The organism is Vallitalea okinawensis, from assembly GCF_002964605.1.
Lineage (GTDB): Bacteria > Bacillota > Clostridia > Lachnospirales > PQDH01 > Vallitalea_A > Vallitalea_A okinawensis.
Genome location: NZ_PQDH01000001.1, coordinates 724,284 through 744,837, shown reverse-complemented (window position 1 = coordinate 744,837; position 20,554 = coordinate 724,284). Strand labels below are relative to the sequence as shown.

The window sequence follows — 20,554 nt, the reverse complement described above, 5'->3', positions numbered from 1 at the left end:
CAAGTGTTGACGGAGACATTAATCATTCCCTTTGCAGAAGGGCTACATGCAAGACCAGCGTCTGAACTCACAAAGGTTTGCCAAAAATTTAAGTCAAAAGTAACTTTAGAAAAAAATGAGACAAAAGTAGATCCCAAAAGTATACTTGGCATTTTGAGTTTAGGTGCAGTTAAAGGAGATTCGGTCAATATTACAACAGATGGAGAAGATGAACAAGAAGCAATGAAGGCAATTAGAGTCTTTATGAAAGCATAAATTTACACACTTAATATAAAGTATAGAAGTATTTATATGTAATAAGAGGCATCGGGACTATATTTAAAGTTTCGATGCCTCTTATAGTATTGAAATAGTTTAGCCACTCTTTAAGAAATTTAATAATTGATTATATGTGTATATAAGTGTATAATATTGAATATAACACATAAAAACATATTAATGCACATAAAAGCAATAAAGATTGCTATTAATAGTGAAAGAGGGGTATAAAAGTGAAATTATCCATTGACTACATTAATCCTATAATTGGATGTACCACAGTATTGGAAGATGGTGATCGTGACTCCGTAGGTAAAACTTTTCCTGGTTCAACTACACCTTTTGGACTAGTTCAGTTAAGTCCAGATACTACAGATAAATCAGATCACACATCAGGTTATAATTATTACGATAACGAAATTCTAGGTTTTAGTTTAGCCCGTATGACAGGTGTTGGTTGGTACGGGGAGTTTGGAAATTTTAGAATAATGCCGATAGAAGGAACACCTGGATTTCTTCCAACAGAAGTAGCTTCAGTATTCGATCATAAGACAGAAGATGCATCAATTGGCTACTATCGTGTCCTTCTTGACCGCTATCATGTCATGACGGAGCTAACCACTGCTCGAAGAGCTGGCATGATGCGATTTTCATTTAATGGTTCCAAAAAGCCTGGAGTAGTTATAGACTTATCGAGACGTATAGGTGGACACTCAGCCAAACAATTGATTAAAATTACTGGAAAGAATACTTTAGAAGGATGGATGGATTGTCCATCCAGCTCAGGGGGGTGGGGAAAAGGGGCAGGTAAAGTTAGTTATAAAATGCATTTTTATGCAGAATTCTCAGAGCCTTTTGATAACTACAAATTCATTGATGGTAAAAAAACGCTACCAAATCAAACATTGATAGAAGGTGAGCAACTCTTTTTTCAGGCTGATTTCACATGCCGTACACTTCTTGTTAAAGTGGGGATTTCTTTTGTGGATATTCAAGGTGCAAAAAAGAATTTAGAGAGCGACATACCTCATTGGGACTTCGAAAGAGTTTACATGGACAACAGGAAGCTTTGGGATGAAGCTTTGGGAGGGATTAAGATTTCTGGTGGTACAGAGGTGCAAAAAGAAGCTTTTTTTACATCACTATACCATACAATGATTGATCCTCGGATGGCATCAGATAGTGACGGTAGGTACGTTGGAGCAGATGGCAAAATACATACTACAAGTAATTTCGTATACAGAACTGTTTTTAGTGGGTGGGATGTATTCAGAAGTCAGTTTCCGTTACAGACGATACTCAACCCACAGCTTGTTAACGATGAAATTAACTCATTTATACAGCTTGCTCAATTGAGTGGGAAAGGGTATCTACCTAAATGGGAAATAATGAATTCCTATAGTGGGTGTATGGTTGGGGATCCAGCCATCTCAGTAATAACAGATGCTTATTTGAAAGGTATCAGGGATTATGATGTTGAAGCAGCTTATCTTGCATGTCGACAAACAGCTTTAGGGAAGGAGACAAATCGAGATGGTGCAGCTGATTATTTAAGACTGGGGTGGGTACCCAATGAGTTATCTTGCACCTTAGAAAACTGTTATGCTGATTGGTGTCTAGCACAACTTGCAAAAGCTTTAGGGAAAGAAGAAGACTACAAAATATTGATCAAGATGGCTGAAAATTATAGAAAGATTTATGATCCAAGCGTGGGGTGTATGAGAGCAAAAGATCATGAAGGTAACTTCATTCCTTGGGAAGGTAAAACAAGTTATGGACAAGGGTGTGTTGAATCAAACCCGTTCCAGCAAGAGTGGTTTGTTCCTCATGATGTAGAAGGCTTAAAGCAGCTTATGGGTGAAGAACATTTTTATGATGAACTCATTGAGTTATTCGAAAAAACGCCTAAACATATGAAGTGGAATGACTATTATAACCACTCTAATGAACCAGTTCATACGATCCCCTTTATGTTTGCGGCAGCTGGGCGCCCATGGCTTACTCAACAATGGACTCGTTTTATCGTGGATCATGCATATGGTACGGGACCAGAAGGGATTATTGGTAATGAAGATGTAGGGCAGATGTCGGCATGGTATGTCTTTGCCGCAATGGGATTTCATCCACTATGCCCTGGTGATAGTCATTATATTTTGAATGGTCCTTTGTTTAAAGAAATAACGATTCAATTAGATGATCAATACCATTCTGGAAAGGAATTTAAAATAATAGCAGATAACTATCATCCGGATAATTGTTATATTAAATCTGTCAGACTAAATGGGGAAGTACTTGAACAACCTTGGATCACTCATAAAGATATTATTTCTGGGGGAGAGTTAAGATTTGAGATGAGCCATCAACCGAATAAGAGTTGGGGTAAGAATACTGATGTCAGTTATCCGTCGTTAACAATGAAATAAAGAGTAAGCAAACCATAAAGTTTGATAATTCTGCAGGATATCAGCAATGATTAAGAGTAGGATTATCAAACTATTTTATTGTTAAATATATACGAATACCCATATTTTATGATAAAATAGAAGAATAGAGTAGCAAATTATAGTATATGGGGGAGTAAGTATTGGCTAAAATGAAAAAAGTGCTCACCTTTTTTGTACTTCTCTTAATATGTATCATAATCTGGTTATTTAACTCGAAAGCAATGGTTTTAAATTCGTTAGCAGATTACCAAAATAATTTTGGAATGATTACAGAAAAAGATGAGCTCTATCTATTAGATGGATTATGGGAGTACTATCCCAATCAAATAATCGATGCAAGTGATTTGAATTTTAAAAGTTTTGATGGAAAACATAATGTTTCTTTACCGCATAAAATGGGAGTAAATGTAGAGTTTGCAACTTATCGACTTACAATTGAGTCACCTTATTGTCCCGAACTAGGCTTTCTGATGAATGAAGCAAATCCAAATATGAAAGTTTATTTAAATGGGACACGTATTCGAAAGGATCATTCTCTTCCTTGGATACACTACCTTCCTAATTATCCACGAATTGATGTGGTTATACAGGTTTGGCAAAATGATACCTCCTATGGTGGATTAAAAGGAAATATGGTAGTAGGAATGTATGATAAAATTGCTAGGACATATGACTCTTATAATCAAATACAATTAACGATCTGCGTGATAACTTTAATTCTTGGTATATACTTATTTGCTTTGTATTTCTTTACAGATAGAAATAAGGTTATTTTAACCTATGCTCTATTTACCATTATGGTATCTATCATTTTAGCTTTTTGTGGTTTGAGTGTAACCAAAGGAATTCATGATATATCCGTTGAACTGTTTTTATTTTTAAAAAACATCTCATATTTACTAGCTATTATTTTCTATATTATGTTTGTAAAACGTGCACTTAAAGATGAGGGGATATACATCAGACAAGGGATATATAAGTTAGCTATAATTATACTCATTTTAAGCTCAGTAGTCATATTATTTTTACATGGGAATCAGTATAATACCTTTATACGAGGTATCGATTACTTGGTATATACCATATTGTTTTATATTTTTGTCAAGAGTTTTCCGTTATGGTTTTCACCTCATGTAGAATCCAAGTTTTTATTAATTAGCACCTATGTTTCAGCAGTAAGCGCTATAATCATATTAGATAATGACTATTTGATAACAACGTCAAGTCTAGTATTATTTGGATTAGCCATTGGAATACTCATACAGACATTGTATTTTGCTTTCCAATTTTATAAGAAATTTAAAGAAGCCAACATGGTTTTAGTAGAAAATCAGCGTATGCTCAATGAGGTTCAAAAATTTAATGAGATTCTGGATAAAAAGATTACTGAACGAACGCGAGTATTAGAAGACTTAGTTAAAAAAGATCCATTAACTGAGCTCTATAATCATCTACATATTTTTAATATCATCGATGAGATTGTTAGTCAGCATGACCATTATGATTCTATACACATCTTTATGGGGGATCTTGATAATTTCAAGAAAATTAATGATCAATATGGACACTTAGCAGGAGATTCAGTTTTATTAAGGATTAGTGATATCATGCGTAATCACATGATTAGTGATAAGAAGCGATTAACTTTTGGACGATATGGCGGTGAAGAATTCATTGGTATTGCAGTTAACATGTCTTCTAATGAATTTTATAAGGAAGTGGATAGTATTAGACAAGAGTTAGCTGAAATTATTTTTGAAGACATGGATGGTAATGATTTCAAAGTAACCATGAGTGGTGGCATATCCATCTATAAAGATCAGACAACAGAAGTACTTATAAAAGAGGCAGATGTTCAGTTGTATAAAGCTAAGAAATTAGGAAAAAATAAAATATGTTATGAGGCGATATAGTCGACAATATAGAAATATGAAGCGGCTATGTCGCTTTTTTTGGATTTTTCTACTAGCAGAAAGAGTGATACTATGCATAAATTGAGAAGAAAACAGATCATCTTGTTTTATATGATGACCATATTTTTTTGGTTTTCCTTATACGCTTACACATCAGAATTAACACCTTATGCTGAATCTTTAGGTGCGACACATCGAATGGCTGGTATGATTACTGGAGCATTCGGTATAACACAGATTCTTTTAAGGTTACCCCAAGGGATCATTACTGATCGTATCAATAAAAGAAAGATATTTATAAATTTCGGACTATTAGTAGGAGTATTAAGTGCTCTTATTCCATTTTTTTATCCTAATGTATACACACTTTTAATAGGGCGTTTATTGGCAGGAATTACTGGTTCTACATGGGTAGCTTATACGGTTTTGTTTACAAGTTATTATGATGCTCATGAATCACCTAAAGCCATGGGAATTCTCAATGGATTTAACTATTTAGGACGTATGTCTGCAATGCTCTTAGGTGGAATCATAGCATTCTCATTTGGTACACCTTATTTATTTATCTTAAGTTCTGTAGGTGCACTAATTGGACTCATATTCAGTTTTTTCATTAAAGATAACGATGAACTATCACCTGATCCCATCAATGTAAAGGAGATTAGAGAAATTAGTAAAGATAAATTACTCATCTTCTATTCATTGCTTGCAGTTATTTCTCAGTTTATTTCATTTGCAACGGTTTATGGATTCACACCAATTATCGCTACAACTAATTTCGCCGCAAACAGCCTGCAACTTGGGATATTAGCCTTCTTAGCTATACTGCCAGCAGCACTTATCAGTCCTTTTTCTGGAACTCTATTGATCAAGTGGTTCGGAGAAAGGAATACACTAATTATTGGTTTTTTCATTAGTGCGATCACTTGCTTTATCATCCCTTTAGTACCAAATTTGGGTATGCTCTATTTGGTGCAGTTCATTGCAGGAGCTGGTAAAGGGATGGTATTTCCACTTCTGATGGGTTTAAGTATTAAACATTTTCCTGACGATAAACGCGCTACAGCTATGGGATTGTATCAGGCTGCCTATAGTGCAGGTATTGTTTTTGGTCCTATGGTTCTAGGGTTTGTAAGTGATAGTTATGGACTTTTTACAGGTTTCGTTGTTACAGGAATCATTGGATTTATTGCTGTAATCATGGTATTATTAAGTCATAAACAACTTGGGGTTAAGAAGACCACATAAAAGTACTTTTTGAGGAGGAATACACATTGAAAATAGCAATTTTAGATGCAAAAACCTTAGGAAATGACCTTGATTTAACCATATATGAGCAATTGGGAGAAGTTAAAATTTATGATTTTACTCGTCCAGAACAAGTTTTAGATCGCATTACAGGTATGGATGTTATTATTACAAATAAAGTTGTGTTAGGTGAAGAAAATTTATCCAAAGCACCTACTATTAAATTGATTTGCGTAACAGCTACTGGAACCAATAATATTGATTCTACTTATTGTAAAGCAAATAAAATTGGTGTTGCTAATGTGGCGGGTTACTCAACGGATAGTGTTGCTCAGCATACATTCGCATTGCTCTTTTACTTATTAGAACATCTTCCTTATTATGATCAATATGTAAAGTCAGGCAAATATGTTGATGATGAAATCTTTACCCATTTTGATAAAAAGTTTTGGCAAGTTAAAGATAAGACTTGGGGAATTATTGGACTAGGTGCCATAGGCCGTAGAGTTGCAGAAATCGCTAAGCTATTTGGTGCAAATATCATTTATTATTCAACATCTGGTCAAAATAACAATGATCAATATAAACGTGTTGAGCTAGAAGAACTTTTAGCTGAGTCAGATATTATATCAATCCATTCACCATTAAACGATAAAACAAAGAATTTAATTACTTATACTGAGCTTGATAGAATGAAGAGAAACGCTATACTTCTAAATTTGGGCCGAGGAACTATTGTCAACGAAGCTGATCTTGTTAAAGCCCTTAATGAAGACTTGATTGCTGCAGCGGGATTAGATGTTCTTGAACATGAACCCATTAATGCGGATAACCCACTTCTTATGGTAAAAGACAGTAATAAGTTATTTGTTACACCTCATATAGCATGGGCTAGTCTAGAAGCAAGACAAACTGTGGTAAGAGAAGTATATGAAAACATCGTAGCTTTCACAAAAGGTGAAATTCGTAATAGAGTGGAGTTATAGTATGCAATACAAAAATGACATCATAGAAGCAACCTTTTTAGAACGACCTAACCGTTTTATAGCGCATGTTCTGATTGATGGGAAAGAAGAAGTAGTACATGTTAAAAATACTGGACGATGTCGTGAAATTCTTGTAGAAGGCGTTAAAGTATATTTAGAACAAGCAAGCAATCCTAATCGTAAAACAAAATACTCATTGATTAGTGCTTATAAAGGAGAGCGACTCATAAATATTGATTCACAGATTCCTAACGCAATCATTGAAAATGCTGTTAAAGATAATAAAATTAAAGGAATTGATCAAACAACCTTTGTTAAACGAGAAGTAACCTATGGTAAATCCCGATTTGACCTATACTATGAAACAGAAAAAAGTAAAGGGTTTATCGAAGTTAAAGGTGCTACACTAGAGATTGATGGTATGATAACATTCCCCGATGCACCAACTGAGAGAGGAACCAAGCATGTTCTAGAAATGATTGATGCTGTCAAGGCAGGCTATGAAGGTTCAATCATCTTTCTCGTTCAAATGAAAGATGTGGACTACTTCACACCTAATAAAAAAATGGACCCAGATTTTTCAAAAGCTTTAAAACGTGCTCATAAAGCCGGTGTCCGCATTCTAGCCTATGATTGCATAGTAACCAAAGATTCCATAGAGTTCAATGAAGAAGTACCAGTAGTTTTTAAATAAGTTATCCAAGTCATTATATGACTTATAAAAAAGGTAGTGCTCCAAAATGGGGGACTACCTTTTATGCTAAACTCTATAAGTAATATATATGAATAGCGTTACAGAAAGGATGGATGGAGTTCTATGGAGCAACGAGCCATGGAGGGCGAGTCTGGCTGTCTAAGACATGGACGTCTTTCCAACCAGCGCAATAGTACTCCATTCATCCTTGACTCTATTATGAAGCTCCTAATTAACAGGTACTACCGCCCCTTCATATTTCTCAAGAATAAACTCTTTTACACTCTCAGAAGTCAAAGCATCAGATAATGCCTGTAAATCTTCACGGTCATCTTCACCATTACGAATGGTTAAGATGTTCACATAAGGAGATTCCTCGCCTTCTATAATTATGGCATCCTCAATAGGAACAAGGTCAGCTTGTAAAGCGAAGTTTGTATTAATAACAGCTCCATCTACATCATCTAAAGTCCTAGGTAATAAAGCGGCATCTACTTCTTCAAAAGTTATGTTTTTAGGGTTATCAACAATATTAAGTACTGTAGCACGACTGTTAGCAGGATCATCTAAAGAAATTACCCCATTGTTGTGAAGTAAAGCCAGTGCCCTTGCTTCGTTTGATGGATCATTAGGTACTGCAATTGTTGCACCTTTTGGTATGTCCTCAAGAGAAGAGAAATTCTTGCTGTATAAACCCATTGGTTCAATATGGACCTTAGTTAATGCATTAATCTCATAACCAAAATCAGCTATTTGAGCTTCAAGGTAAGGGAAATGTTGAAAGAAGTTAGCATCCACTTCTTTATCAGCTAATGCACGATTAGGGATATTATAGTCTTCAACAACAACTATTTCCAAGTCAATACCTTCTTTACTTAGGTCTTCTTTAATGAATTCTAAGATTTCAGCGTGGGGTACAGAAGTTGCAGCTACCTTCAATGTATTATCATCTTTTCCACAACCAGCTAAAACACTAATGGCTAAAGTTAAAATTAATCCTAATAGTAAACCTTTTTTTCTCATATCTATATCCTCCATTTTCTTTATCTTTTATTTAGTTTTGAAGCGATTCTATTACCTGCCCATTGTATAAACTGAACAAGAAAAATAATGAGTATAACAGTAACTATCATGAGTGTACTGTCATAGCGCTGATAACCATATTGGATTGCGACCTTTCCTAATCCTCCACCACCAAGTAATCCAGCCATGGCACTATAGCCAACAAGATAAACCATGGTTAGAGTAATCCCTGAAACGATGGAAGGAATAGATTCAGGAAGTAATACCTTATAAATAATCTCCCATGTAGTAGATCCCATGGATTGGGCAGCCTCAATAATACCATGATCAATTTCTTTCATTGCGTTCTCAATAACCCTTGCAACAAAGGGGGCAGCAGCAATGGATAAAGGTACAATGGTTGCTGTAGTACCTATGGATGTTCCAACAATGAATCGGGTAAAAGGAATCAGTGCTACCATCAATATAGCAAAAGGGAAAGAGCGCCCTATGTTTACGATGGTACTCAGAACTTTATTGAAAAGGGGTAATGGTTTGATACCTTTACCATCAGTGATAACTAATAATGTACCTAAAGGTAATCCAATTAAAGAAGCTATCAAAGTTGAAAGAAAAACCATGTAGATAGTGTTCCATATCTCAATAGGGAGTATCTGTAGCATCTGTTGGATCTTTTCTATACTCATGATGTTATCACCTCGTATTCTACACCTTTTTCTTTAAGATAGTTTAATGCTTTTCCTTGATCAGTTTCTTTACCTATTAGTTCAATAATCATATTGCCTACAACCATGTTTTGAAGATGATCAATACCACCTAAAAGAATATTGGCATGAACATTAAAGTGTTTAATCATATAAGACAGGATTGGTTCTGCTGTCATTTGTCTCTTATAATTCAGTCGAATAAGCAAATTATTATTGTTAGAATTTACAAAATTTTCTGGAATCTCATGTGTTACATGATGTACAAAGCTTTTTGTGGTTGGATGCTTTGGATGTGTGAAGACTGTGGAAGTTTCACCTTCTTCAATAACTTTCCCTTGCTCCATAACCGCTACCTTGTTGCAAATCTGTTTAATAACATCCATTTCATGAGTGATGATAATGATGGTAAGACCTAACTCATGATTAATTTTTTTTAATAAGTTGAGGATTGCTCGGGTAGTTTTAGGGTCTAATGCTGAGGTAGCTTCATCACATAATAGTATCTCAGGTTGATTGGCTAAAGCTCTAGCAATTCCGACCCTTTGTTTTTGTCCACCACTTAATTGTGAAGGGTAGGCATGCTTCTTATCACTGAGTTCCACGAGTTCTAATAATCTGTCTATGTGTTGCTGACGCTCTGTTTTTGGAATCTTAGCAATTTCCATGGGGTAAGCTATGTTATCTGCCACAGTACGCATACTCAACAAATTAAAATGTTGAAAAATCATACCAACGCGCTTGCGTAATTCTCGGAGTTGAGTTATCGAGTAGTTGAGTATATTATCATCATTAATGATTATTTCACCAGAAGTAGGTTCTTCCAATCGATTAATGCATCTCACCAATGTGGATTTACCAGCACCACTTAATCCTATAATGCCATAGATGTCACCAGATTCAATATGTAAGTTGACATCTGAAAGTGCTCTTACTGTATGCTGGGTATTATTAAATTCTTTGCTTATATTTTTGATACGTATCAATAGTTCAAGCCTCCTTACTAAAGTCAAACCAAAAAAAGTGATTTATGCACTAAAAAAACTCTTTCGAAACGAAAGAGTTTGATAGGCATATCATCTCTCTCATCTCTCTGCATGATTGCAGCTGGATTTAGCACCTTTGCCATTAAGGCCGGTTGCTGGGTATCATAGGGCCAGTCCCTCCACCTCTCTTGATGAGATATTAAATTTTTAATATCAATTATATAATTGATTTGGTTGATATGAAGTATAGCATCATTTAATTATAATTGTCAAGCATTTTTTCTTTTTCTTTGATGAAGTCGTATAATTTCAATGAAGAAAAAGACACCACCAATAGCAGATGTAATATAGACTGTGAATAAGCGCCAATAGAAGGTTAAAGCAGCTAAAATGATCTCTGAATCAACAATTTTTGAGAACAAGTAAACATAGCCACCTTCAGCAAATCCAGACCCGCCAGGAGTGACGCCAAAATACATAATGAAAGTAGCCACAGCTTGATTCGCCATAATTTCTAAAGCGGGTATATCCAAGCCCAAATCACTAGACATGATCACGGAGAACGCATAAAGTGCAAAATAATAAAAGATAGTTGAAATAAAACTTAAAAGTATATAGCGTGGTAAACCTCCGAAAAATTCACGAAAAGTAGAAGCAAAGCTATCGACTTGTTTCGTAATGGATTTATAGGATTTATAAAATGTATTAGATGATATGATTTTCTTGCTATATAGCCATTTATAGAGTTTATAAATCAGTGATTTGATTTTTTCTTTATGTTTAAGTACTTTAAAGAGTAAGACAATAAATAAAATATAGCCGATTAAAACTAAAGGGAAAAATAAGGCTGCCTTTTTTACAGATTCATCACCACTGACGCCAGTTAAAACAATATAGAGCGCAAAAGGAATTAGCATCATATTAAAAGAAGATGCCAAAAAAGATTTAAGTGAAGTGACAGCAGCAGCTTTGCCAATGGAAAGGCCTTGTTTATTCAAGAAGTAAATCATAGCAAATGCACCGCCTATTGTAAAGGGAGTGATATTGCATATAAAAAAATTAATAAAGGTTAGGATGAGTACATAAGGAAAAACGATATTTTCCTTTAAAGTCCTTAATATAAAATATAAACGAAAGCCATCGATAACAACATAAGCAAATAAAAGAATTAGCATTTGAGCTAAAGCATTTTTTGAGAAAATATGTAGCTCACTAAAGGTTATATCATTAAATTGGTGGAGTAGAAATTGTAATGAAAAGATGGATATGGTAACAAAAAGTAGAGTAAATCCTAGGTAACGTAATAATGACTTTCTTGTAAAATGCTTATTTTGATTCTTCATCATACCATCCTCGTTTTTTAATCTAAACTATAGAGTCTATTTTTATTTTTTACCATTATATCATTTTAATACAAGTGAATCAATTTTAAGAACCTTAAAATTTCATTAGAAAATTTTAATTTTGGGTCCCTTTTTTATTATGTTTTTGCGGATATTATATTGTATTTCGACAAAAAACTACTTTAGGAGGACACAAAATGTTAAAAAGATTAGTATCAATTGTATTAGTTCTAGCATTAATTTTTTCAAATGGTTTAGTTTCTGTAGCTAGCGAAAACGAGGGTGAATCAGAAGTGGTTCAAAACCAAGAGGAAGTACAAACAGAAGAGAATAATGTAGAAGAAGATGAAGATGTTGAAGATGAAAACAATGAAGACGAAGAAGTAGTAGAAGAAGAGGACGACGAAGAAGACGACGAAGAAGACAAAGAAGACGACGAAGAAGATGAAGATGAAGATGAAGACGATGAAGATGAAGACGAAGAAGACGAAGACGATTTAGATGAAGATCATAAATATAATAAAAAAGATCGTTATAAAAAATACGAAGAATGGAAGAAAATAAAAAAGGAAATAAAAGAAGAAGAACAAGAAATTAATAAACTAAAAAAAGAGCTGAAAGAGCTTTATAAAGGTATTAAGAAAATTGGAGATACTGATATAGAAGAGCAACTAAAGGAAGACTTAGAAGTTATTTTAGAGCGATTTTCTGAATTAAAAGATGAAATGCATACATTGTTAGCTGAGAGAAAAGAGATTATTAGATCAAAATACACTGATAAAGAATTGGAAGAGATTAAGGAAAGTGAAAATAAGATAAAAGATGAAAAATCAAATGTAAAAGTATTATCTATTGATAGTATTTTATCTGATTCTGTTGAATTTAAATTTGATACACCCCCTGTAATTATTGAAGGAAGAACATTAGTTCCAGTAAGAGCAATAACAGAAGGATATGGTGCTAAAGTTGAGTGGAAAGCAGAGACTAAAGAAGCAATTATCTTAAAAGGTGAGATAGAAATAATTCTACCACTTGACTCAAATAAAGTTTTGGTTAATGGTGATGAAGTTATTTTAGATACGCAATCAGATCTTATGAATGATAGAATTTATGTACCACTTCGATTTATTCTTGAAACATTTGGTTTAGATATTGAGTGGGATGGAGAGACAGAAACCATTGAGGTAAATGAATTGTAAGATAAGAAACAATATATATTAGATTAGGCTTTTAGATAGTATGTCATATGCTATTTAAAAGTCTTTTTTTAGTGAAGGAAAGTACTGCGTTTTGCTCGCAAGGAACCATACTTACCTGCACATACTTGAAATGTGATGTAGGTCACTTTGTTTGAATATAAACTAAGAATTATAAATTTTATATTGATTATATTAGAATATTATAATATAATTAAATAAGTTACATTAGCATATTCTAATATAATTAACTATATAATGAAAAGGGGATGATTACTTAAAAGATTATTCTAGAAATAAGTATATAGTGAAAAAGAAGAGGAGGCGTTAGGATGTTTTATTGGCTGGATCAACTTATTGAATATTTAGTTGAGAATGTTTTTGGTTTATCAATGGATACACAATTAGGCTCAAGTATTCATTTTTTCTTTTATGATACGATAAAAATAATTATATTGTTATCCATCATGATTTTTATAATCTCTTACATACGAAGTTTCTTTCCACCAGAGCGAACCAAAAAAATACTGGAGAAATTTAGTGGTATTAAAGCAAATATTATGGCATCTCTATTAGGGATTGTAACTCCATTTTGTTCATGTTCGTCAGTACCTATTTTCATTGGCTTTGTTGAAGCTGGAATTCCACTGGGAGTAACTTTTTCATTTTTAATAACTTCTCCCATTGTTAATGAAGCAGCCTTTGCCGTGTTGTTAGCTGCATTTGGCTGGAAAATTGCACTAATCTACGTTATGACAGGTGTTTTAATTGGTGTCATCAGTGGTGCTATTATTGGTAAGTTAAAGATGGAGAAGGAGGTAGAAGAATATGTCTATCAAATGAAAACTGCTGAGGTGAATATTATAGATCCGAGTACTCAAGAGAGGATTATCTTTGCTTTAGATAATGTGAGGGATATCGTTAAACGTGTATGGTTGTATTTATTAATAGGAATCGGGATTGGGGCTGCTATACATGGATATTTCCCTGATGAAGGTTTTCTAGCTCAATATGCTGGACCTGAAAATCCATTTGCTGTGTTTGTAGCAGTTATTTTAGGCATACCCTTATATTCTAATGCTATTGGAACCATACCAATAGCTGAAGCATTAATAGGTAAGGGAGTTGGTATAGGAACTGCCCTTGCATTTATGATGGCAGTTACAGCGTTATCTTTACCCGAAATGATTCTATTGAGAAAGGTAATAAAACCAAAATTAATTGCAACCTTTGTTGTGATAACTGGAATAGGAATTATTTTGGTAGGATATCTATTTAATTTACTTGTTCCAATCATTAGGTAGTTAATAAAACAAATAGGAGGATATGATATGGTTATTAAGGTATTAGGTAGTGGATGCAGTGCATGCAAGAAACTTGAAGCAAATGTAAAAGAAGCTGTAAATGAATTAGACTTAAATGTAAGAATTGAAAAGGTAGAAGACATAAAAGATATTGTGGCATATGGTGTCATGAAAACTCCTGCTTTAGTCGTAGATGAGCAGGTCAAAGTTATGGGAAGAATTCCGAAAGTAAAAGAGATAAAAAAATACTTAAGTAATTAGTTATGAGGTTGTAGATGAAAAGGAGCTCTGCTGATGGAAGCAGAGCTCTTTGATATTTACTTATTCTTCATCATATTCATCAAGGAGTATATCCATTTCATCTTTTAGTTCAGTTAGGTCTCCATCTTCATCAGCTTGATATGGGGGACAGAAGGGAGTTCTAACTTTATAAGGTCGCATCATCTCATTATCTTCATGATCAAGAATATGACAATGCCATACATAACCAGGACCAAAGCTTGGGTCAAATGGGAATAAGTTTTTACCTGGTTTAGCATCTTTAGGTTTCACATCTTGTGGTGTAAACCGAAGTAAAATCCTTGTGACTTGACCTGGATTAGCGCGAATGGTATCTTTCCAGCCTCTCTCGTTGAGATCAGGAGCAATTGGTTCACCTTCTAAGAATGGTTCCACAGGTAAACTACGTGTTGGGTGATCAAGAGGAGGCTCACCATTGAGTTCAGTCCACGCTTCTTTATACCTTGTTGAATCAATAGTCTGACGATTTAATATCTGGAACATGATTAAATGAACATGGATAGGGTGTGTATCATTGGTTAGATTAACGAGAATCCATTCCACAGTAGAACCAACCAGTGGTAATTCAGAGATTGGAGCACCCCATTTTTGTCCATTAAGGGTTATGATAACTGGACCACCTGGACCTTCTGTCTCATTGAGGGTTAAAATCACTCTAGGTACATCTGGTGTTAACTTTGGTATTTTATTGAGTCTACATGGAAGTGGTCGAGGTGAAACAGAGCGTGATTTCACTACTGTAAACTGCATAATTTGTCCAGTGGTTTCTGGGTCAACAGGGTCACCATCAGGGAAAGGTGCGTTTGCATCATTAGTTAAAATAAGCTTAGTTCCTGGACATAATTCAGAAAAGTCAATAAGCACATCAGCTCTTTCACCAGGAGCAATTAATAGCTCTTCCAACTCAACTGGATGTGGGAGGAAGCCACCATCAGTACCGATCTGAATCATAGATTGTCCATTGGATAGTTTCAAGTTATAGAATCTTGCATTTGAACCATTAAGAAATCTAAATCTGTATTCTCTACGCTTAACATCTAAGTTAGGCCATACTCGTCCATTAACCATGATGCTATCTCCAAAGAATTCAGGAATCCAATAAGGATGTATATCTGGGTTAACACCAACACTTGGAAACTCTAAGGAACCATTTTTATTAAAAGTACGGTCTTGAATAACAATTGGTACTTCGTATTCACCGCGTGGAAGGAATTTTTCAATCCTATTATTTGGATCTCTTAGTAAATAAAATCCAGCCAAACCTGCATAAACTGTTAACCTTGTTGTTCCAAGGGCATGATCATGGTACCAAAGAGTAGTAGGTTCCTGTTCATTAGGATAGGTGTAACGTGAGGTAAAGAAACCTGGACCAACAATCTCTTCATCAGGAGTAAACCAAGAATCAGGGTTACCATCTGAATCTGACCTAGTCTCTCCCCCATGTAAATGTGGAACCAGTGGAACCGGTATTTGTGCCTGACTATAGCCAGGTGGGAAAGGTCTGAAAGGAGGTTCAGGTGGTGGGAAATCGTTTGGGTTTGCCCAGTGGATTGTAGGGTCTACAGCAAACATATTGGGTTCTGTAATATCATTTTTCCATTGTACTATAGAAGGAATATCGCGTACGGCCTCAAAGGTAGGTCCAGGACTGCTACTGAAACATACAGGTTCTCCACTACAAGGATCTTCAATAACGCCTTCATAACCCCATACGGTTGTCTCTGGAAAACCAGGTGGAAGAACTTGTTGATCAAATTCTACCATACTTATCCTATAGTTATGACTTTTGACCTCACCTGAACAAGAATTCCTTATTATTTTAGGTTTAAATACTGGAGGTATTAATAACTCGTTTTTAAATTTTGGTATAAATCTTGGGTCTAAATGTTCACTCATTTAATCAACTCCTTTTTAACTTTGAAAGGAAAGGGTTACTTGTCCCTTTAGTATATTTTATGAATATTAATTGGATTAGTGATTAAAACAAATATTATCATTTTATGTCTTTATAGTCTTGATAGCTCTTTAGATATATCATCAAGTTCTGAATTTACTTCATCTAATATTTTAGTGACATCTTTTTTCCAACCTCTATAACCTCTTTTAGTAGAATAAGAACAACTTCTTACCTCAAGAGGTCTCATCATTTCATTATCTTCATGTTCAAGGATATGACAATGCCATACATACCCTGAACCGCGGCTTGGATCAAATGGGAAGAGATTTTCTCCAGGTTTTACTCGCTTAGCATCCTGTGGTGCCCACCTAGCTATAATTCGAGTAACTTCACCTGGAAGCATGAGAACAGTATCTTTCCATCCTCGTTCATTTGATGCAGGGGGGATTGGATTACCAATTAAAAAAGGTTCAACTGGTAGAGGAATTGTAGGATGATCCAATGGTAGTTTACCATTCAGTCGGGTCCATTCTTCTCTGTAGGCATCAATATCCATCTTCTGACGATTGAGTATCTGGAATTGTATGAGGTGTATGTGGATAGGATGTACATTATTAGCTAGATTAGGGACTTCCCAAATCTCTGTTGAACCAACCAAAGGTGTTTCCGAGACTGGGGATACAAATTTTTGTCCATCTAAGAGTAATTCCTGAGGACCGTTAGGTGTGTTAATAACGTTTAATGTAATTAGTCTTGAGGGTGCATTTGGCTTAAATTTTGGTATCTTATTAAGCCTACGCAGTAGTTTTTTAGGAGGTTTTGGTTTTGATTTTAATACAGTAAATTGCATAATTTGTCCAACAGTTTCTGGATCTGGAGGGCTACCACCTGGAAAAGGTGTATTAGCATTATTCCTTAGAATGATACTTGTTCCAGCACACATGTTTGAAAAATCAACTAGAACATCAGCACGTTCACCAGGACCAATTAATAGCTCTTTCAACTTGACAGCTCGAGGTAAAAAGCCGCCATCAGAACCTATTTGAAGGAACTTCATATTGTTTGAGAAACTTAGATTGTAAACTCTGGCATTAGAGCCATTAAGAAATCTGAATCGGTATTGTCGACGTTTAACATTCAAGTTTGGCCATACTTTGCCATTAACCATAATGGTATTACCAGTAAATGATGGTACCCAGTATGGGTGTATATCAGGGTTATTACCTTCTTCAGGATATAAGTAAGAACCATCTTCATTAAAAGACCGATCTTGTATGACTAGCGGGATTTCATATGGACCTTTTGGAAGTAGGCGTTCTATTTTATTCTTTGGATCTCTTAATAAGTAAAAGCCAGCTAGTCCACCAGCAACACTCAATCGAGTTGTCCCAAGTGTATGGTCATGGTACCAAAGGGTTGTGGCTTCTTGCTCGTTAGGATAACGATAACGTGATGTAACAAAATCAGGTCCAACAATTTCTTCATCAGCAGTAAACCAAGTATTGGGACCGCCATCAGAATCAGTACTGACCTCACCACCATGAAGATGGGTAACTAGAGGTATTGGACTTTGGGCTTCTGGATAACCAGGTGGAAATGGCAGAAATGGTGGTTCAGGTGTTGCCATATTATTAGGATTTGCCCAGTGAAGGGTTGGATCCACAGCAAATAGCTGAGAGTCTGTAATGTTGTTTACCCACTGTACATGAGCAGGAACTCCTTTAACAGCTTCAAATGTAGCACCAGGAGTACTTTCAAAATAAACTGATTTACGGGTACTGGGATCTTTGATATTTCCTCCATAACCCCAAACAGTCGTCATAGGGAATCCAGGAGGAAGAAGTTGTTGCTGGAATTCATTCATACTAATAGTATAGTGATGGCTCTTAACTCTGCCAGTACAAGGGCTACGTTTAATACGTGGCTTATATACAGGAGGAGCCTCTAATTCATTAACATATTTCGGTATAAGTTTTGGGTCTAAAGGTTTTGTCACTTAATCAACTCCTTTTATAGTCATTAACTTGTCCTCTTATTACATTGTATGAAAATGTGGTTATAGTGTGATGATATGTATAGCTATATAAATTTTAATTAAGTTTATTTGACCTATCTTGACAAATACTTATTTAAAGTATTATGATAGATATAGAAATTACATTACTATATAGCAATGTAATCATATGGAGAGGTGAGAGAATGGAGATTGTCGAAGTACTTAAAGGTATTGGTGACGAAACAAGAATTAGAATACTTAATATCATTAGGTTAGGCAAGTTATGTGTCTGTGATATAGAAAATGTATTGGAAATCAAACAATCTAACGCATCAAAACACCTTACTCGATTAAAACTATTAAAAATAATAGAGGTAGAAAAGAAAGGGCAATGGTCTTATTATAAAATTAACTATCAAACATTAGAGCTATATCCTTTTATTAAAGAGTTAATCGACCATGAGCTTGATAAAATTGATCAATGTGTATCTGATATAAATCGATTAAAAAAGTATAAAGAAAGTGGAGTAATTTGTGAAGATCCTAGATAATAGAATTTAAATGAGTTATGATAAGAGGGTAAGTAATTATTTTAAGTAAGTATGTTTATTAACCATAAATGACTATCAAAAAACAAGGAGGAAGCATCATAATGAAGAAAGTAGCATTTGTATGTATTCATAATTCCTGTCGTTCACAAATGGCAGAAGGGTGGGCAAAACACCTTGGTAAAGAAGTTTTAGAAGCATATTCAGCAGGTACTGAAGATTACCCGGAAGTAAAACCTAAAGCAGTTCAAGTAATGGAAGAAGCAGGCGTTGATATGAGTGAACACCGTCCAAAACTCTTATCTGATATTCCAGAAGAAATAGATATTTTAGTTACTATGGGATGCGGAGTAGAATGTCCTTTCGTGCCATGTAATCACAGAGAAGATTGGGGATTAGAAGATCCATCCGGTGGTCCTATTGAGGGATTCCAAAATACAAGAGATATTATCAAGAATAAAGTAGAGGATCTTATCAAGAGAATTGAAAACAATGAATTATAAAAAAACGCTTAATTGATTTAGATATCAATTAAGCGTTTCTGAATTTATTATTACTCCTCATGATGTGAGTACACATTGACTACGTTATCATGCCACCCATGAATCCAAGTGTCACCAGTATAGGCATTGACGCTAAGCATGCCAATGACACTGTTATCCTTCTCTATATGAAGTGTATAGTAACCATAAAAATGATGGCCTTCTTCTGATACAGTACCATCGATTTGGTAGGCTTGTAAGTATTCATTTGCTAGATTAACGGCTTCTTCAAGAGGGATTTCTTGTGTAGTTGAGGGAGTATAAGTATAACCATTGATATCATTCATCATGCCATATTTAATATTCCACATCATATTAGGACCTTGCTCATGTCTAACATCACCTGTATAAGGATTGATTAGTAATTCAAAAGCACCTCTTCCAGTGGAGGTTTCCTCTACTGATACATAATAATCTGTTGTATCAAATTCAAAGATATCACCAATAGAGAAATCTTCTCCATAGTAGTAGGCAATATATTCTAGGACTTGCGCTTCAATTTCTTCAACAGACAATTTTTCTTGTCCTTCATAAACAGCATAATTAGAGAATCTGTGGCAAGTAGAACCATAATTACCGTCATTGCCACGATATTTATTGAACTCCTCTGAGGAATAAGTATTTCCCATCATACCACCGCGATGATAACCACCATAATAGGAGTTGTTCATTCTACTTGAAAAATTATTTCCATAAGAGCGAGGAGTATAGTTTTCTGATTGCTTTTGATTAGCTAATTCAGAAGTAGTAATACTATAGGCACTGGAAGTAAATACACTTGCGCTAATTCCTAAAGTAATGATGCCAGCAGCAATTATACTTTTTTTCATCGGGATCATCCTTTCATATCAACTATCTTGACTTACTCAAAGCTTTCTTTTTAGTTTCATACTCTTCATCTGATATTTCGCCTCTTGCATATCTTTCTTGTAATATGCTTAGAGCATTACTTTCTGAATAAGGTGCTGAAATTGTTGTACGATTTTTAGAAAAGAAGTAGATTAAAGCAATTATTATAATTACCCAAAAGATCATCATACCAATACCTCCCCAGCCATTCATAGCGTTATATCCGAACCAATTTCCACATTGACCAAACATCATTTCACCTCCAAGTTTATTTTTATGCTTTAAGTATGCCATCAACTTGTGAAGAAAATATGAAGTTGAGA

At 34.8% G+C, this 20,554-nt stretch carries 19 protein-coding genes and 1 riboswitch; of the genes, 11 read left to right on the top strand and 8 right to left on the bottom strand.

Annotated elements, in window-relative coordinates; all coding sequences use genetic code 11:
* Positions 1-3: 3 nt before the first annotated feature.
* The 6 genes from C1Y58_RS03480 (at position 4) to sfsA (ending at position 7,543) form a co-directional block, all read left to right on the top strand.
* Positions 4-255 (top strand): HPr family phosphocarrier protein, encoded by a 252-nt coding sequence (locus tag C1Y58_RS03480; protein ID WP_105614584.1) that lies wholly within the window; start codon positions 4-6, stop codon positions 253-255.
* Positions 256-491: 236 nt separating this feature from the next.
* Complete coding sequence (locus tag C1Y58_RS03475) at positions 492-2,681, top strand: GH92 family glycosyl hydrolase (protein ID WP_157949929.1); 2,190 nt, start codon at positions 492-494, stop codon at positions 2,679-2,681.
* A gap of 170 nt (positions 2,682-2,851) precedes the next feature.
* Positions 2,852-4,615: a diguanylate cyclase gene (locus C1Y58_RS03470; protein WP_242985335.1), complete on the top strand. Its 1,764-nt coding sequence runs from the start codon at positions 2,852-2,854 to the stop codon at positions 4,613-4,615.
* A 72-nt stretch (positions 4,616-4,687) separates the two neighbouring features.
* Entirely contained in the window at positions 4,688-5,863 is a 1,176-nt protein-coding gene (locus C1Y58_RS03465; RefSeq protein WP_157949928.1) for an MFS transporter, read from the top strand.
* A gap of 26 nt (positions 5,864-5,889) precedes the next feature.
* Positions 5,890-6,849, top strand: coding sequence for a D-2-hydroxyacid dehydrogenase (locus tag C1Y58_RS03460; RefSeq protein WP_105614580.1), 960 nt, complete (start codon positions 5,890-5,892; stop codon positions 6,847-6,849).
* A 1-nt stretch (position 6,850) separates the two neighbouring features.
* Positions 6,851-7,543, top strand: coding sequence for a DNA/RNA nuclease SfsA (gene sfsA / locus C1Y58_RS03455; protein ID WP_105614579.1), 693 nt, complete (start codon positions 6,851-6,853; stop codon positions 7,541-7,543).
* Between the two features lie 228 nt (positions 7,544-7,771).
* On the opposite strand, the gene C1Y58_RS03450 is transcribed toward sfsA, so the two are convergent.
* The 4 genes from C1Y58_RS03450 to C1Y58_RS03435 all read right to left on the bottom strand — a co-directional run bounded on the left by C1Y58_RS03450 (position 7,772) and on the right by C1Y58_RS03435 (position 11,599).
* The gene (locus C1Y58_RS03450; RefSeq protein ID WP_105614578.1) at positions 7,772-8,566 is read right to left on the bottom strand and encodes a MetQ/NlpA family ABC transporter substrate-binding protein; all 795 of its coding nucleotides are present in this window, start codon (positions 8,564-8,566) and stop codon (positions 7,772-7,774) included.
* 20 nt (positions 8,567-8,586) lie between these two features.
* Positions 8,587-9,252, bottom strand: coding sequence for a methionine ABC transporter permease (locus C1Y58_RS03445; RefSeq protein ID WP_105614577.1), 666 nt, complete (start codon positions 9,250-9,252; stop codon positions 8,587-8,589).
* Positions 9,249-10,256 carry a methionine ABC transporter ATP-binding protein gene (locus C1Y58_RS03440; protein ID WP_105614576.1) on the bottom strand — a complete coding sequence of 336 codons (1,008 nt, stop codon included), beginning with the start codon at positions 10,254-10,256 and terminating at the stop codon, positions 9,249-9,251. The genes C1Y58_RS03445 and C1Y58_RS03440 overlap by 4 nt, the downstream gene beginning before the upstream one ends.
* Before the next feature lie 96 nt (positions 10,257-10,352).
* Positions 10,353-10,454, bottom strand: a riboswitch (SAM riboswitch).
* Positions 10,455-10,525: 71 nt separating this feature from the next.
* Positions 10,526-11,599 carry a lysylphosphatidylglycerol synthase transmembrane domain-containing protein gene (locus C1Y58_RS03435; protein WP_157949927.1) on the bottom strand — a complete coding sequence of 358 codons (1,074 nt, stop codon included), beginning with the start codon at positions 11,597-11,599 and terminating at the stop codon, positions 10,526-10,528.
* A gap of 197 nt (positions 11,600-11,796) precedes the next feature.
* Between C1Y58_RS03435 and C1Y58_RS26680 the strand changes: the two genes are divergently transcribed.
* The 3 genes from C1Y58_RS26680 (at position 11,797) to C1Y58_RS03415 (ending at position 14,360) form a co-directional block, all read left to right on the top strand.
* A complete protein-coding gene (locus C1Y58_RS26680; protein ID WP_170311502.1) occupies positions 11,797-12,798 on the top strand; it encodes a stalk domain-containing protein in 1,002 nt (333 codons plus the stop codon).
* 329 nt (positions 12,799-13,127) lie between these two features.
* Positions 13,128-14,099, top strand: a complete 972-nt coding sequence (locus tag C1Y58_RS03420; protein WP_105614573.1) for a permease — start codon at positions 13,128-13,130, stop codon at positions 14,097-14,099.
* Between the two features lie 27 nt (positions 14,100-14,126).
* Positions 14,127-14,360, top strand: coding sequence for a thioredoxin family protein (locus C1Y58_RS03415; RefSeq protein ID WP_105614572.1), 234 nt, complete (start codon positions 14,127-14,129; stop codon positions 14,358-14,360).
* 60 nt (positions 14,361-14,420) lie between these two features.
* Here C1Y58_RS03415 and C1Y58_RS03410 read toward each other — a convergent pair whose 3' ends face one another.
* A complete protein-coding gene (locus C1Y58_RS03410; RefSeq protein ID WP_105614571.1) occupies positions 14,421-16,295 on the bottom strand; it encodes a multicopper oxidase family protein in 1,875 nt (624 codons plus the stop codon).
* Positions 16,296-16,405: 110 nt separating this feature from the next.
* The gene (locus tag C1Y58_RS03405) at positions 16,406-18,292 is read right to left on the bottom strand and encodes a multicopper oxidase family protein (RefSeq protein ID WP_105614570.1); all 1,887 of its coding nucleotides are present in this window, start codon (positions 18,290-18,292) and stop codon (positions 16,406-16,408) included.
* Between the two features lie 203 nt (positions 18,293-18,495).
* On the opposite strand from C1Y58_RS03405, the gene C1Y58_RS03400 reads away from it, so the two are divergent.
* Both C1Y58_RS03400 and C1Y58_RS03395 read left to right on the top strand, forming a co-directional pair.
* On the top strand, positions 18,496-18,843 hold the full coding sequence (locus tag C1Y58_RS03400; RefSeq protein ID WP_105614569.1) for an ArsR/SmtB family transcription factor: 348 nt from the start codon (positions 18,496-18,498) through the stop codon (positions 18,841-18,843).
* A gap of 101 nt (positions 18,844-18,944) precedes the next feature.
* Positions 18,945-19,343 carry an arsenate reductase ArsC gene (locus C1Y58_RS03395; protein ID WP_278286065.1) on the top strand — a complete coding sequence of 133 codons (399 nt, stop codon included), beginning with the start codon at positions 18,945-18,947 and terminating at the stop codon, positions 19,341-19,343.
* Between the two features lie 50 nt (positions 19,344-19,393).
* On the opposite strand, the gene C1Y58_RS03390 is transcribed toward C1Y58_RS03395, so the two are convergent.
* Together C1Y58_RS03390 and C1Y58_RS03385 are read right to left on the bottom strand one after the other, a co-directional pair.
* Positions 19,394-20,212 carry a hypothetical protein gene (locus C1Y58_RS03390; protein ID WP_105614568.1) on the bottom strand — a complete coding sequence of 273 codons (819 nt, stop codon included), beginning with the start codon at positions 20,210-20,212 and terminating at the stop codon, positions 19,394-19,396.
* A gap of 22 nt (positions 20,213-20,234) precedes the next feature.
* A complete protein-coding gene (locus tag C1Y58_RS03385; protein WP_207655697.1) occupies positions 20,235-20,483 on the bottom strand; it encodes an SHOCT domain-containing protein in 249 nt (82 codons plus the stop codon).
* Positions 20,484-20,554: the final 71 nt, after the last annotated feature.

Excerpts from the sequence above, each read along its gene's own strand:
- C1Y58_RS03470 (WP_242985335.1), top strand. The coding sequence starts at position 2,852 with ATGAAAAAAGTGCTCACCTTTTTTGTACTTCTCTTAATATGTATCATA.
- C1Y58_RS03465 (WP_157949928.1), top strand. The coding sequence starts at position 4,688 with ATGCATAAATTGAGAAGAAAACAGATCATCTTGTTTTATATGATGACC.
- sfsA (WP_105614579.1), top strand. The coding sequence starts at position 6,851 with ATGCAATACAAAAATGACATCATAGAAGCAACCTTTTTAGAACGACCT.
- C1Y58_RS03450 (WP_105614578.1), bottom strand. The coding sequence starts at position 8,566 with ATGAGAAAAAAAGGTTTACTATTAGGATTAATTTTAACTTTAGCCATT.
- C1Y58_RS03445 (WP_105614577.1), bottom strand. The coding sequence starts at position 9,252 with ATGAGTATAGAAAAGATCCAACAGATGCTACAGATACTCCCTATTGAG.
- C1Y58_RS03435 (WP_157949927.1), bottom strand. The coding sequence starts at position 11,599 with ATGAAGAATCAAAATAAGCATTTTACAAGAAAGTCATTATTACGTTAC.
- C1Y58_RS26680 (WP_170311502.1), top strand. The coding sequence starts at position 11,797 with ATGTTAAAAAGATTAGTATCAATTGTATTAGTTCTAGCATTAATTTTT.
- C1Y58_RS03420 (WP_105614573.1), top strand. The coding sequence starts at position 13,128 with ATGTTTTATTGGCTGGATCAACTTATTGAATATTTAGTTGAGAATGTT.
- C1Y58_RS03415 (WP_105614572.1), top strand. The coding sequence starts at position 14,127 with ATGGTTATTAAGGTATTAGGTAGTGGATGCAGTGCATGCAAGAAACTT.
- C1Y58_RS03410 (WP_105614571.1), bottom strand. The coding sequence starts at position 16,295 with ATGAGTGAACATTTAGACCCAAGATTTATACCAAAATTTAAAAACGAG.
- C1Y58_RS03400 (WP_105614569.1), top strand. The coding sequence starts at position 18,496 with ATGGAGATTGTCGAAGTACTTAAAGGTATTGGTGACGAAACAAGAATT.
- C1Y58_RS03395 (WP_278286065.1), top strand. The coding sequence starts at position 18,945 with ATGAAGAAAGTAGCATTTGTATGTATTCATAATTCCTGTCGTTCACAA.
- C1Y58_RS03390 (WP_105614568.1), bottom strand. The coding sequence starts at position 20,212 with ATGAAAAAAAGTATAATTGCTGCTGGCATCATTACTTTAGGAATTAGC.
- C1Y58_RS03385 (WP_207655697.1), bottom strand. The coding sequence starts at position 20,483 with ATGTTTGGTCAATGTGGAAATTGGTTCGGATATAACGCTATGAATGGC.